The organism is Cupriavidus sp. CPT47-8839-RL05A (assembly GCF_058792255.1).
Genome location: NZ_JBYTEG010000002.1, coordinates 20,220 through 33,150, shown reverse-complemented (window position 1 = coordinate 33,150; position 12,931 = coordinate 20,220). Strand labels below are relative to the sequence as shown.

The window sequence follows — 12,931 nt, the reverse complement described above, 5'->3', positions numbered from 1 at the left end:
TCCTCAGTCCCAGGCCGGGGCCAGGCCCTCGGGGCTGACCTCGCGGCCGTTGCGCTCCAGCGCGGCGATCTGCGCCATGTCGTCGGCGTCGAGCTTCAGGTCGCGCGCCAGCAGGTTGCTGGCCAGGTTCTCGCGCCTGGTCGACGACGGAATCACCGCATAGCCGAGTTGCAGCGCCCATGCCAGCGCAACCTGCGCGACGGTAGCGCGGTGCTTGTCCGCGATCTGCGCCAGCACCGGGTCCTTCAGCACCTTGCCGTAGGCCAGCGTCATGTACGACGTCACGGCGATGCCCTGCTCCTTCAGGAACGCGGTGAGCTTGTGGTTCTGCAGATAGGGGCTCAGTTCGATCTGGTTGGTGGCGATTTCGCCCTTGCCGACCGCATCGAGCGCCTGCTTCGTCAGCGCGATATTGAAGTTGGAAACACCGATCTGCCGCGTCAGGCCCAGCGCCTTGGCTTCGGCCAGCGCCGCCATGTATTCGGGCAGCGCCACGCCATTGCCCGACGCCGGCCAGTGGATCAGGGTCAGGTCGACGTAGTCGGTGCGCAGCTTGTCCAGGCTTTCGCGCAGGCTTGGCACAAGCTTGCCGGCGGCGTAGTTCGCCGTCCAGATCTTGGTGGTCACAAACAGTTCGTCGCGCTTCACACCGGCCTCGGCGATAGCCTGGCCGACGTCGGCCTCGTTGCCATAGATCTGTGCCGTATCGACGGCGCGATAGCCCAGGTCCAGCGCGTTGCGCACCGAATCGATCACGGCCTGGCCGGTCAGGCGGAAAGTACCAACACCAAATGAAGGAACGCTCATGGTGCAACTCCTCTGAAGGAAACTCGAATGCACGCAGTTTGCCGCCCTTACCTTTGCGGATAAAGCCGTGTATAAGGGAAATTCATTTGATTTTAAATCAACAATGAAGACGACCATCGACGAACTGCTGGCCTTTGCCGCCGTGGTGGACACCGGCTCGATCACGGCGGCCGCCGAGCAGCTCAAGCTGACGGTCTCCGCCGCCAGCCGCACCCTGGGCCGGCTGGAGGAAAAGCTGCAGACCACGCTGCTGCGGCGAACCACGCGGCGGCTGGAGCTGACCGAGGAAGGGGCGGCATTCCTGGAACACGCCCGCGCCATCCTGGCGATGGTTGACGAGGCGGAAGAGCAGATCGCGGCGCGCCGCCTGCGGCCGGTTGGGCGCTTGCGGGTGGATGCGGCAACGCCGTTCATGCTGCATGTGATCGTGCCGCTGCTGGAGGGCTTTCGCGCCAGCTACCCGGAAGTGGAACTGGAACTCAACTCGAACGAAGGCATCATCGACCTGATCGAAAAGCGCACCGATGTGGCGTTCCGCATCGGCCAGCTGAAGGACTCAACGCTGCATGCGCGCCCCATCGGCACCAGCCGCATCCGCATCCTGGCCAGTCCCGGCTACCTGAAGCGCCACGGCACGCCCACCAAACCGGCGCAGCTCGCGCAGCATGCGCTGCTGGGCTTCACGCAACCGGAATCGCTGAACGACTGGCCGCTGCGCGACGACGACGGCAGCGTGCTGCATATCAAGCCAACCATCGCCTCGTCCAGCGGCGAGACCCTCAGGAGCCTGGCCCTGAACGGCCAGGGCATTGCCTGCCTGTCGGACTTCATGACGCGCGACGATCGGCAGGACGGGCGGCTGGTGCAGCTGTTTGCGAAACAGACCCTCGATGTGCGCCAGTCGATCAACGCGGTCTACTATCGCAACACCGCGTTGGCGTCCCGCATCACCTGCTTTGTCGAGTATGTGGTCAAGGTGCTCGGGCAGAAGGCATTCGAGAGCTAGTTTTCATATTTGATGCAAAATCAAAAGTATTTGACTGATACACGGCTTAATCTGCAAAGATGAACCAGGCAAACTGCGCTCCATCGAAACCCATTCCCTGGAGCACACATGAGCCCCCTCTTCAAGCCCTTTGCCATGGCCGAGCAAACGCTATCCAACCGGATCGCCATGGCGCCGCTGACCCGTTCGCGCAACCCGGACGGGGTGCCCAACGATCTCAACGCGCTCTACTTCGGCCAGCGTGCCGACGCCGGCCTGATCGTGACCGAAGGCACGGTGATCTCGCCCAGCGCGCAGGGATTCCTGTTCAATCCGGGCCTCTACACGCCGCAACAGGTTGAAGGCTGGCGCAAGGTGACCGACGCGGTGCATGCCAAGCGCGGAACGATCTTCACGCAGCTCTGGCACGTCGGCCGGGTGAGCCACGTCTCGATCCAGCCCGGCGGCATCCAGCCGGTCAGCGCAACCGGCCAGGTTGCGAAGAACACCAAGGCCTGGGGCTATACCGCCGACGGCACGCCCGGTGCGGTCGACGTGTCCGCGCCGCGCGCGCTGGCCAGCGGTGAGGTCTACGGCGTGATCGCCGATTTCGCGGAAGCCGCGGCCAATGCGATCGCCGCCGGCTTCGACGGCGTGGAACTGCACGGTGCCAATGGCTACCTGATCGAACAGTTCCTGAACCCGACGGTGAACGACCGCACCGACGAATTCCGTGGCGACACGCTGGAAGGCCGTACCCGCTTTGTACTGGCTGCCATCGACGCCGTGGCAGCCCGGATCGGCGCGCATCGCACGGCCATCCGCCTGTCTCCCTATGGCGGACTGGGCGACATGGCCGAGTACCCCGAGCTGGAGCAAACCTATCTCCACCTGGCCGACGAACTCTCGAAGCGGAACATCGCCTACGTCCACCTCATAGACCAGAGCACGCGCGGCAGCTCGGCCACGCCGGCGGACTTCCTGGCAAGGTTCCGTCGTCGCTTCACGGGTGCGCTGATCCTTGCGGGTGGCATGACACGCGCACGCGCCGAGCAGCTGATTGCCGATGACCTGATCGACATTGCCGCCTTCGGCGAGCCGTTCATCGCCAACCCCGACCTGGTTACCCGGCTTGAGAACAACTGGCCGCTGGCCTCGTCGGACCGCGCGCACCACTACGGTGGCGGCGCCGAGGGCTACACGGACTATCCCGCCTACGGCGGCGCCGCCGCAGCCTGAACTGCGCCAGACCACATCGCGCAGCTTCACGCGGCGCTCAGGCCATCGAGCCACACGATTGCGCGCACGGGTATCGCCGCTCCCGTCGCCAGCAATTTTTCCTGATTTTCACCACGAATTCAGCAACAAATATCCCGGCTATCTGATTAACCTGCCCGCTATTTTCCGTTTGCGGCCCGCGCGGACGAGAAAATAGCTGCTCCCGCCGGCCCCACGAAGGCCGGCGCGGCCTTTCAGATGACACGGAGACAACGACACATGAGTGCAAGCGCAGAACATCTGCAACGCGGCCTGGGCGAACGCCATATCCGGCTGATGGCGCTGGGTTCGGCCATCGGCGTGGGCCTGTTCCTTGGCGCCGGCAATGCCATCAAGATGGCCGGCCCCGCCATCATGCTGGGCTACCTGATCGGTGGCGCGGTGATCTTCCTGATCATGCGCGCGCTGGGCGAGATGGCCGTGCACAACCCTGTGGCCGGCTCGTTCTGCCGCTACGCGCAGGACCACATGGGCCCGCTGGCCGGCTACCTGACCGGCTGGAACTACTGGTTCCTGTGGCTGGTGACCTGCGTGGCGGAGATCACCGCCGTTGCCATCTACATGGGCATGTGGTTCCCCGACGTGCCGCGCTGGATCTGGGCGCTGGCCGCGCTGGCGGCAATGGGCTCGGTCAACCTGATGGCGGTCAAGGCCTATGGCGAGTTCGAGTTCTGGTTCGCCATGATCAAGATCGTCACCATCGTGCTGATGCTGATCGGCGGCGGCGCCATGATCGTGTTCGGCTTTGGCAACGGCGGTATCGCCACCGGCATCTCCAACCTGTGGGCGCACGGCGGTTTCATGCCCAACGGCGCCTCCGGCGTGCTGATGTCGCTGCAGATGGTGATGTTCGCCTACCTCGGCGTGGAGATGATCGGCCTGACTGCCGGCGAGGCGCGCAATCCGAAGAAGTCGATTCCTGACGCGATCAACTCGGTGTTCTGGCGCATCCTGATCTTCTATGTGGGCGCGCTGTTCGTGATCCTGTCGCTGTACCCGTGGAACGAGATCGGCGCCCAGGGCAGCCCCTTCGTGCTGACCTTCGAGCGGCTGGGCATCAAGACCGCCGCCGGCATCATCAACTTCGTGGTGCTGACCGCGGCGCTGTCGTCGTGCAACGGCGGCATCTTCAGCACCGGGCGCATGCTGTACAACCTGGCGCAGCAGGGCCAGGCGCCGCAGGCCTTTGCCAAGGTCGACCGCAATGGCGTGCCGCGCCGCGCGCTGCTGGTGTCGATCGCCGCGCTGCTGTGCGGCGTGCTGCTCAACTACCTGGTGCCGGAGCAGGTCTTCGTCTGGGTGACGGCGATTTCGACCTTCGGCGCGGTCTGGACCTGGGCCATCATCCTGGTCACGCAGATCCAGTTCCGCCGCAGCCTGTCGGCGGCCGAGCGCAAGGCGCTGGCCTTCCGCATGCCGTTCTGGCCCTATGGCTCCTACATCGCGCTGGCCTTCCTGGCGCTGGTGGTGGCGCTGATGGCCTACTTCCCGGAGACCCGCGTGGCGCTGTACGTGGGCCCGGGCTGGCTGGTGCTGCTGACGGTGTGCTACTACGCGCTGGACATGCGTTCGCGCGGCCCGGTCAGCTACCGCGCCTGACCTTGCCGTAGCCAGCGGGGTGCGCCGGCCGGCGCGCCTCGCTACAATGGCTCCCGGGCAATCCAACGCCAGGGGGCCGAATGTCCGAAACCACTGAGGTTGCTGGCAACGCGGCGGCCGCGCCGCCGCGCAACAGCGCCGCCGATGCCGAGGCCCGCGCCATCGCGGTTGCCGATACGGTCGCGCGCACTGCCGTCGAGCAGGCCGACCATGCCATGCGCCACTGGACCGACCCCACCGCGGGGCCGGTGCGCATCGGCTCCGCGCAGCACCTGCAGATGTTCTGCAATATGCTGCTGCAGACCCACAACCCCTACAAACCCGCCGTGATCGACTGGCCGAAGCTGTCGCCGGAGGCCCTGCACCGCGTCACCTCGCTGCCGATCTGGGATATCGCCGTGCAGACCGAGGGCCGCGCCTCGATCCGAGTCAAGACCTTTGCCCAGACCGTCAGCGACCCGCTGCTGCGCAGCGCGCTGGAAATGGACGGCGGCGAAGAGGCGCGCCACAAGGTAGTGCTGTCAAAGCTGGTCGAGGCCTACGGCATCGCGCTCGCGCCCGAGCCTGACTACCCGCCCCCGGACGATCCGGAATGGGGCTGGCTGGTTACCGGCTACAGCGAGTGCATCGACAGCTTCTTCGCCTTCGGCCTGTTCGCCGCGGCCAGGCGCTCCGGCTTTTTCCCCGCCGAGCTGGTCGAGACCTTCGAGCCGGTGATCCAGGAGGAAGGCCGCCATATCCTGTTCTTCGTCAACTGGGCCGCGTGGTACCGGCGCAACCTGCCGTGGTGGCGCCGCCCGCTGTTTGCGCTGAAGGTGGCGCGGGTGTGGGCCTTCCTGGTCTGGGAGCGCATCGGCATCGCGCGCGGCATCGACACCGACGGCGTGGCCCAGGACGCCAACTTCACCATGAACGGCTCGGCGGCGCTGGGTGAGGCGCTGACGCCGGGCGCGATGATCGACCTGTGCCTGGCCGAGAACGACCGGCGCATGGCCGGCTACGACGCGCGCCTGCTGCGCCCGGAAACCGTGCCGCGGCTGGCCCGGCTGGCGCGGCGCTTCGTCAAGTAGGGCCGGCCCATGCACCTTGCGTTGGCGTTGTCGCTGCTGTCGCTGGCGGTCTGGCTGGTGCTGATCTTTGCCCGCGCCAGCTTCTGGCGCGTGCGCAAGCCGGCTGCCGCACCGGATCCCGCGGCCTGGCCGGAGGTGGTCGCGGTCATCCCCGCCCGCAACGAGGCCGAGGTGATCGGCCGCGCCGTGGCCGGCGTGCTGGGCCAGCGCTACCGGGGCCGGCTGGCGCTGGTGGTGGTGGACGACCACAGCCAGGACGGCACCGCCGATATCGCCCGCGCCGCCGCCGCGGCCACCGCGCGCCCGCGTGGGCTGACCGTGATCGGCGCACGCGAGCTGCCGGCCGGCTGGAGCGGCAAGGTCTGGGCGCAGTCCGAAGGGCTGGCCGCTGCCGACCGCATCGCCGCGCAGGCCCGTTACGTCTGGCTGACCGATGCCGATATCTGGCATGGCCCCGGCGTGCTGGCCGCGCTGGTGGCGCGCGCCGAGCACGAACGGCGCGACCTGGTCTCGCTGATGGTGCGGCTGCGCTGCGAATCCGCCTGGGAACGGCTGATCGTGCCGGCCTTTGTCTTCTTCTTCGCCAAGCTCTACCCCTTCGCCCGCGTGCGCGATGGCCGCAGCCGCGTGGCCGCCGCGGCCGGCGGCTGCATGCTGGCCAGCCGCGCGGCGCTGGCGCGCATTGGCGGCTTTGCCGCCATCCGCGGCGAGCTGATCGACGACTGCAGCCTGGCCGCGCACATCAAGCCCGGCGGCGCGATCCGCCTGGACCTGGCCGACGACAGCGTGTCGTTGCGGCCCTACAACGACTGGCGCAGCCTGTGGGACATGATCGCGCGCAGCGCTTATACGCAATTGCGCTACTCGCCGCTGCTGCTGGCGGGCGCGGTGTCGGGGATGGTGATTACCTATCTGCTGCCGCCGGTGCTGGCGCTGGCCGGAGGCTGGCGGCTGTGGCCGGCATGGCTGGCGTGGGGCGCGATGGTGCTGGCCTACCTGCCGATGCTGCGCGAATACCGGCAGCCGGCGTGGCTGGCGCCGCTGTTGCCGGTCACGGCGCTGTTCTACCTGGGGGCAACCATCGACTCGGCACGGCGCTACTGGCTGCGGCGCGGCGGGCAGTGGAAGGGCCGGGCACAGGCGCCGGTGCGGTCCTGAGCGCGCGCTGCCGCCCTCAGCCGAGATACCCCTGCGCCCGGAACCACTCCAGCGCGTCCCGCAAACCCTCCTGGTATGGCCGCGGCTGATAGCCCAGCACCTGGCGCGCCTTGTCTGATGTAAAGAACATCCGGTACCGGGACATATTGAGTCCATCCACAGTGATGAACGGCTCCTTGCCGGTAAAGCGCGCCGCCGCTTCCGCCCCGTACGCCAGCGGGTACAGCGGCCAGCGCGGCAGCTGCACCGTCGGCGGGCGCCGGCCGCACAGCTGCGCGATGTCGCGCAGCATCTGCTGCAGCATCACGTCCTGGCCGCCCAGGATGTAGCGCTCGCCGGACTGGCCGCGTTCCAGCGCCAGGAAATGCCCTTCGGCCACGTCGTCCACATGCGCCAGGTTCAGGCCGGTATCGACAAAGGCGGGGATCTTGCCCGTGGCCGCCTCGACGATGATGCGCCCGGTCGGCGTGGGCCGCACGTCGCGCGGGCCGATCGGGGTGGACGGGTTGACGATGACCGCCGGCAGGCCGCGCTCGGCCACCAGCTTTTCCACCACGCGCTCGGCCAGCACCTTGCTGCGCTTATAGGCGCCGATGGCCTCGTGCGGGCGCAGCGCCGCGGTCTCGTCCACCGGCGCCCGCGCGCCGGCCACGCGCAGCGTCGCCACGCTGCTGGTATAGACCACCCGCTCGACGCCGGCCTGCTGCGCGGCCTCCATCACGGCCAGGGTGCCGTCGACGTTGGTGCGCACGATGTCCTCGGGGTCCGGCGCCCACAGCCGGTAGTCGGCGGCCACATGGAACAGGTAGCGCACGCCCTGCAGCGCGGCGGCCACGGCCCCGGGGTCGCGCATGTCGCCTTCCGCCACGGTCACCGGCAGCCCGGCCAGGTTGGTGCGCGGGCTTTGCGGGCGCACCAGCACGCGCACCCGGAAGCCGCGTGCCAGCGCCCTGCGCGCCACCGCCGAGCCGAGAAAGCCCGAGGCGCCTGTCACCAGCACGTCATCGTTTATCGTCATAAACCCGTTTTCCCGTGAGGCGGAGGCGCTTTGGCCAGCCTCGCGCTGGCCAAAGCGCCGCCAGACAAAGCCGGCGTGTCGGGTATATAGTAACCACCGTGCGACGGAAATGTGATCTGCGGTGGATCTCCGGTGGATGCCGGTGCATTTCCTGTCCCGCCATCCCAAACACTGAAACCCGTTGCAAAGGGTCGGGGGGCTTACTCTATGCAGGTGATTCTTGCTCAGCCCCGGGGCTTCTGCGCTGGCGTGGTGCGCGCGATCGAGATCGTCGACCGCGCCCTCGTCAAGCATGGCGCCCCGGTGTTCGTGCGGCATGAGATCGTGCACAACAAGCACGTCGTAGAGGGACTGAAGGACAAGGGGGCGCGCTTCGTCGAAGAACTGGACGAAGTCCCGACCGGCGCCGTGACGATCTTCAGCGCGCACGGGGTCTCGCGCGAGGTCATCGCCGATGCCAGCCAGCGCCAGCTGCATGCCATCGACGCCACCTGCCCGCTGGTGATCAAGGTCCATACCCAGGGCCGCCAGTACGCGGCCAGCGGCCGCACCGTGATCCTGATCGGCCATGCCGGCCACCCGGAGGTGGAAGGCACCATGGGCCAGATCCCGGGCAAGGTGATCCTGGTGCAGAACGAGGCCGAGGTCGCGCAGCTGGACCTGCCCGCCGACACCCCGGTCGCCTACGTCACGCAGACCACGCTGAGCGTGGACGACACCCGCAATATCATCGCCGCGCTCGGGCGCCGCTTCAGCAACCTGGTCGGTCCCGATACGCGCGACATCTGCTACGCCACGCAGAACCGCCAGAGCGCGGTGCGCGACCTGTGCAAGCTGGCCGACGTGATCCTGGTGATCGGCGCGACCAACAGCTCCAACTCCAACCGCCTGCGCGAGATCGGCACTGAAAGCGGCGTGCCCAGCTACCTGATCGCCGAAGGCGCCGAGCTGGACCCTGCCTGGGTGCGCGACGCCAACGTGGTGGGCATCACCGCCGGCGCCTCCGCCCCCGAGGAAATGGTCGAGGACGTGATCAACGCGCTGCGCCGGCTGGGCCCGGTGGATGTCACCACCATGGCCGGGCGCGAGGAACATGCCGAGTTCCGGCTGCCGCCCGAACTGGCCGACGTTAAGCCGCAATCGGCCCCGCGCAAGGCCGGCAAGGAACCCGCCGCAGTCGCGGCCGCACCGGCCACCGCCAACGAGAATATCGCCGGCTGAACCCAACCAGAGGAAGCTGCCTTGGCTATTCCGCTACTGCAGGTCGCCCGCGTGGGCGCCTACATCGTCGGCAAGCATCTGTCGCGACAGAAACGCTATCCGCTTGCCCTGATGCTGGAACCGCTGTTCCGCTGCAACCTGGCGTGCTCAGGCTGCGGCAAGATCGATTATCCGGATCCCATCCTGAACCAGCGCCTGTCGGTGCAGGAATGCCTGGAGGCGGTGGATGAATGCGGTGCCCCGGTGGTTTCCATCGCCGGCGGCGAGCCGCTGCTGCACAAGGACATGCCGCAGATCGTGCAAGGCATCATCGCGCGGCGCAAGTTCGTCTACCTGTGCACCAATGCGCTGCTGATGGAAAAGAAGCTGGACCAGTACCAGCCCAGCCCGTATTTCATCTGGTCGGTGCACCTGGACGGCGACCGTGAGATGCATGACCGCTCGGTGTGCCAGGAAGGCGTGTACGACCGCTGCGTCGAGGCGATCCGGCTGGCCAAGCAACGGGGCTTCCGCGTCAATATCAACTGCACGCTGTTCAACGATGCCCAGCCCGAGCGCGTGGCGAAGTTCTTCGACTCGGTCAAGGCGCTGGGCGTGGACGGCATCACCGTGTCGCCGGGCTATGCCTATGAGCGCGCGCCGGACCAGCAGCACTTCCTGAACCGCGGCAAGACCCGACAGCTGTTCCGCGACATCCTCAGCCGCGGCCGCGCCGGCAAGAACTGGGCCTTCAGCCAGTCGACGCTGTTCCTGGACTTCCTGGCCGGCAACCAGACCTACCACTGCACCCCGTGGGGCAACCCGGCACGCACCGTCTTCGGCTGGCAGCGTCCGTGCTACCTGGTGGGCGAGGGTTATGCCGCCACCTTCCGCGAGCTGATGGAAGAGACCGACTGGGACGCCTACGGCACCGGCAACTACGAGAAGTGCGCCGACTGCATGGTGCACAGCGGCTATGAGGCCACCGCCGTGGCCGACACCTTTGCCCATCCGCTCAAGGCGCTGGACGTGAGCCTGCGCGGCGTGCGCACCAGCGGGCCGATGGCGCCCGATATTGCGCTGGACCGGCAGCGGCCGGCGGAATACGTGTTCTCGCGCCACGTCGAGATCAAGCTCGAGGAAATCCAGCGCGCGAAGCCGCGCGCCAACCGGCCGCGGCCGGCCGAGGCCAACGCCGCGGCCACGCACTGACCGCACTGCCGATGGCCGCGGAACTTGCCGCCACCCTCCCAGGCGCTGCGCTGACCTGCGTGTCGGCTGGCTATGCGCTGGCCGCGGCCTGGCTGTCGCACCGCGCGCCGGCGGCAAGCGGCGGCACCGCAACGACGCCGGTCAGCGTGCTCAAGCCGCTGTGCGGCGCCGAGCCCCGGCTGTATGAGAACCTGGCCACGCTGTGCCGGCAGCGGCATCCGTCGTTCCAGTTGCTATTCGGCGTGCGTGCCGCGGACGATCCCGCCATCGCCGTGGTCGAACGGCTGCGCCGCGACTTCCCGACGTGCGACATCGCGCTGGTGGTCGACCCGCAAGTGCACGGCACCAACCTGAAAGTCAGCAACCTGGTCAACCTGTTCGCACAAGCGAAGCACGATGTGCTGGTGATCGCCGACAGCGATATCGCCGTGCCGCCCGACTACCTGGCGCGCGTGACCGCGCCGCTGGCCGACACCGGCGTGGGCGTGGTCACCTGCCTCTACCGCGGCAATCCGACTGGCGGGCCGTGGTCGCGCATCGGCGCGCAGTTCATCAACGACTGGTTCGCGCCGTCGGTGCGCATCGCCCACGCGGGCGGCTCGCAACGCTTTGCCTTTGGCGCGACGATTGCGCTGCGGCGGGATGCGCTGGAAGCCATCGGTGGCTTCGCAGCCGTGTCCGAGCGGCTGGCCGACGACTACTGGCTGGGCGAGCTGACGCGGCAGCAAGGCTTGCGCACGGTGCTGTCGGAGGTGGTGGTCACGACCGATGTCACCGAGGACCGTTTCACCGACCTGTGGCGGCATGAGCTGCGCTGGCTGCGCACGATCCGATCGCTGAATCCGCCGGGCTTTGCCTTTACCTTCATCACCTTCACCTGGCCGATGCTGGCGCTGGGTGTGCTGCTGGCGCCGCAGCCGCTGGTGATTGCGGTGGCGGCCGCCGGCGCGCTGGCGCGCAGTTTGCTGGCAGGCAGCGTCGCCGCCGCACTGCGCGCACCGTTGCGCGATGCGCTGCTGCTGGCCGGCTGGGCATTTGCGCTGGCAGGCAAGCGCGTGCAGTGGCGCGAGCAGGTGCTGTCGGTGCGCGATGCCCTGCACACCAGTCCTGCGCTGACCCCGAACCAACCTTCATCCACCGGCATCCATCCCCAGAGGCCGCAATGAAAAAAACCCTGTTCCTCCAGGCCCCTTCCTTCGACGGCTTCGACGGCGGCGCGGGCTCGCGCTACCAGGCCAAGCGCGAGATCAAGTCGTTCTGGTACCCGACCTGGCTGGCGCAGCCCGCCGCGCTGGTGCCGGGCAGCCGCGTGCTCGACGCGCCGGCCGACGGCCTGACCGTGCAGCAGACGCTGGATATCGCCGCTGACTATGAACTGGTCATCATCCACACCAGCACGCCCTCGTTCCCCACCGACGCCAAGTTCGCCGAGGAACTGAAGCAGCGCGAGCCGGACGTGATGATCGGCATGGTCGGCGCCAAGCCCGCGGTCGATCCGGGCGGCACGCTGGGTGCCAGCGAGGCCATCGACTTCGTCTGCCGCGAGGAGTTCGACTACACCTGCCAGGATGTGGCCGCGGGCAAGCCGCTCCAGGACATCCTGGGCCTCTCCTATCGCTTGCCGGACGGCTCGCTCGAACACAACGGGCAGCGCCCGATGATCGAGAACATGGACGAGCTGCCCTTCGTGGCGCCGGTCTACCAGCGCGACCTGAAGATCGACAACTACTTCATCGGCTACCTGAAGCACCCCTATGTGTCGATCTACACCGGTCGCGGCTGCCGTTCGCGCTGCACCTTCTGCCTGTGGCCGCAGACCGTGGGCGGGCACCGCTACCGCACGCGCTCGGCCGAAAGCGTGATTGCCGAGGTCAAATGGATCAAGGAGAACATGCCCGAGGTCAAGGAGATCATGTTCGACGACGACACCTTCACCGACTTCAAGCCGCGCGTGGAAGAGATCGCGCGCGGGCTGGGCCAGCTGGGGGTGACGTGGTCCTGCAATGCCAAGGCCAACGTGCCGTACAGCACGCTCAAGATCATGAAGGAGAACGGCCTGCGCCTGCTGCTGGTGGGCTATGAGTCCGGCGACGACCAGATCCTGCTGAACATCAAGAAGGGCCTGCGCACGGACATCGCGCGCCGCTTCACCGAGGACTGCCGCAAGCTGGGCATCCAGATCCACGGCACCTTTATCCTGGGCCTGCCGGGCGAGACGCGCGAGACCATCGAGAAAACCATCGAGTACGCCAAGGAAATCAACCCGCACACCATCCAGGTGTCGCTGGCCGCGCCCTATCCCGGCACCACGCTGTACCGGCAGGCGGTGGAGAACGGCTGGCTCGAGGAGAACAAGGTCATCAACCTGGTCAACGACCAGGGCGTGCAGCTGGCCGCGATCAGCTATCCGCACCTGTCCAGGGAAGACATCTACCACGGCGTCGAGACCTTCTATAAGCGCTTCTACTTCCGCCCCGGCAAGATCTGGGAAATCGTGCGCGAGATGCTGGGCAGCTGGGACATGATGAAGCGGCGCCTGCGCGAAGGCGTGGAGTTCTTCCGCTTCCTGCGCTCGCACGAGGCCTGATCCTGGCCCACGCGCTT

The 12,931-nt window shown here is 67.4% G+C and carries 11 protein-coding genes; 9 read left to right on the top strand and 2 right to left on the bottom strand.

Going from position 1 to position 12,931, the window contains the following annotated elements:
- Positions 1–3 precede the first annotated feature (3 nt).
- Entirely contained in the window at positions 4–807 is an 804-nt protein-coding gene (dkgB, locus tag AC3WVS_RS02280) for a 2,5-didehydrogluconate reductase DkgB (protein ID WP_492317207.1), read from the bottom strand.
- Positions 808–910: 103 nt separating this feature from the next.
- Here dkgB and AC3WVS_RS02275 point away from each other — a divergent pair, with 103 nt between their 5' ends.
- The 5 genes from AC3WVS_RS02275 to AC3WVS_RS02255 all read left to right on the top strand — a co-directional run bounded on the left by AC3WVS_RS02275 (position 911) and on the right by AC3WVS_RS02255 (position 6,897).
- Complete coding sequence (locus AC3WVS_RS02275; RefSeq protein ID WP_492317206.1) at positions 911–1,813, top strand: LysR substrate-binding domain-containing protein; 903 nt, start codon at positions 911–913, stop codon at positions 1,811–1,813.
- A gap of 108 nt (positions 1,814–1,921) precedes the next feature.
- Positions 1,922–3,031: an alkene reductase gene (locus AC3WVS_RS02270; protein ID WP_492317205.1), complete on the top strand. Its 1,110-nt coding sequence runs from the start codon at positions 1,922–1,924 to the stop codon at positions 3,029–3,031.
- 258 nt (positions 3,032–3,289) lie between these two features.
- On the top strand, positions 3,290–4,669 hold the full coding sequence (locus AC3WVS_RS02265; RefSeq protein WP_010810971.1) for an amino acid permease: 1,380 nt from the start codon (positions 3,290–3,292) through the stop codon (positions 4,667–4,669).
- An 80-nt stretch (positions 4,670–4,749) separates the two neighbouring features.
- The gene (locus AC3WVS_RS02260) at positions 4,750–5,739 is read left to right on the top strand and encodes a ferritin-like domain-containing protein (protein WP_492317204.1); all 990 of its coding nucleotides are present in this window, start codon (positions 4,750–4,752) and stop codon (positions 5,737–5,739) included.
- Between the two features lie 9 nt (positions 5,740–5,748).
- Entirely contained in the window at positions 5,749–6,897 is a 1,149-nt protein-coding gene (locus AC3WVS_RS02255) for a glycosyltransferase (RefSeq protein WP_492317203.1), read from the top strand.
- 16 nt (positions 6,898–6,913) lie between these two features.
- Here the strand turns inward: AC3WVS_RS02255 and hpnA are convergent, their stop codons facing one another.
- On the bottom strand, positions 6,914–7,915 hold the full coding sequence (gene hpnA / locus AC3WVS_RS02250) for a hopanoid-associated sugar epimerase (protein ID WP_492317202.1): 1,002 nt from the start codon (positions 7,913–7,915) through the stop codon (positions 6,914–6,916).
- A gap of 207 nt (positions 7,916–8,122) precedes the next feature.
- Here hpnA and ispH point away from each other — a divergent pair, with 207 nt between their 5' ends.
- Genes ispH through hpnJ form a run of 4 tightly spaced genes read left to right on the top strand, consistent with a single transcriptional unit; the run spans position 8,123 to position 12,914 of the window.
- Positions 8,123–9,136: a 4-hydroxy-3-methylbut-2-enyl diphosphate reductase gene (ispH, locus tag AC3WVS_RS02245; protein ID WP_010810967.1), complete on the top strand. Its 1,014-nt coding sequence runs from the start codon at positions 8,123–8,125 to the stop codon at positions 9,134–9,136.
- Positions 9,137–9,157: 21 nt separating this feature from the next.
- Positions 9,158–10,327, top strand: coding sequence for an adenosyl-hopene transferase HpnH (hpnH, locus tag AC3WVS_RS02240; protein ID WP_492317201.1), 1,170 nt, complete (start codon positions 9,158–9,160; stop codon positions 10,325–10,327).
- 11 nt (positions 10,328–10,338) lie between these two features.
- Positions 10,339–11,493, top strand: coding sequence for a bacteriohopanetetrol glucosamine biosynthesis glycosyltransferase HpnI (gene hpnI, locus AC3WVS_RS02235; protein WP_492317200.1), 1,155 nt, complete (start codon positions 10,339–10,341; stop codon positions 11,491–11,493).
- On the top strand, positions 11,490–12,914 hold the full coding sequence (hpnJ, locus tag AC3WVS_RS02230; RefSeq protein WP_492317199.1) for a hopanoid biosynthesis associated radical SAM protein HpnJ: 1,425 nt from the start codon (positions 11,490–11,492) through the stop codon (positions 12,912–12,914). The genes hpnI and hpnJ overlap by 4 nt, the downstream gene beginning before the upstream one ends.
- Positions 12,915–12,931: the final 17 nt, after the last annotated feature.

Excerpts from the sequence above, each read along its gene's own strand:
- hpnJ (WP_492317199.1), top strand. The coding sequence starts at position 11,490 with ATGAAAAAAACCCTGTTCCTCCAGGCCCCTTCCTTCGACGGCTTCGAC.
- dkgB (WP_492317207.1), bottom strand. The coding sequence starts at position 807 with ATGAGCGTTCCTTCATTTGGTGTTGGTACTTTCCGCCTGACCGGCCAG.
- hpnA (WP_492317202.1), bottom strand. The coding sequence starts at position 7,915 with ATGACGATAAACGATGACGTGCTGGTGACAGGCGCCTCGGGCTTTCTC.
- hpnI (WP_492317200.1), top strand. The coding sequence starts at position 10,339 with ATGGCCGCGGAACTTGCCGCCACCCTCCCAGGCGCTGCGCTGACCTGC.
- AC3WVS_RS02270 (WP_492317205.1), top strand. The coding sequence starts at position 1,922 with ATGAGCCCCCTCTTCAAGCCCTTTGCCATGGCCGAGCAAACGCTATCC.
- AC3WVS_RS02255 (WP_492317203.1), top strand. The coding sequence starts at position 5,749 with ATGCACCTTGCGTTGGCGTTGTCGCTGCTGTCGCTGGCGGTCTGGCTG.
- AC3WVS_RS02275 (WP_492317206.1), top strand. The coding sequence starts at position 911 with ATGAAGACGACCATCGACGAACTGCTGGCCTTTGCCGCCGTGGTGGAC.
- AC3WVS_RS02260 (WP_492317204.1), top strand. The coding sequence starts at position 4,750 with ATGTCCGAAACCACTGAGGTTGCTGGCAACGCGGCGGCCGCGCCGCCG.
- AC3WVS_RS02265 (WP_010810971.1), top strand. The coding sequence starts at position 3,290 with ATGAGTGCAAGCGCAGAACATCTGCAACGCGGCCTGGGCGAACGCCAT.
- ispH (WP_010810967.1), top strand. The coding sequence starts at position 8,123 with ATGCAGGTGATTCTTGCTCAGCCCCGGGGCTTCTGCGCTGGCGTGGTG.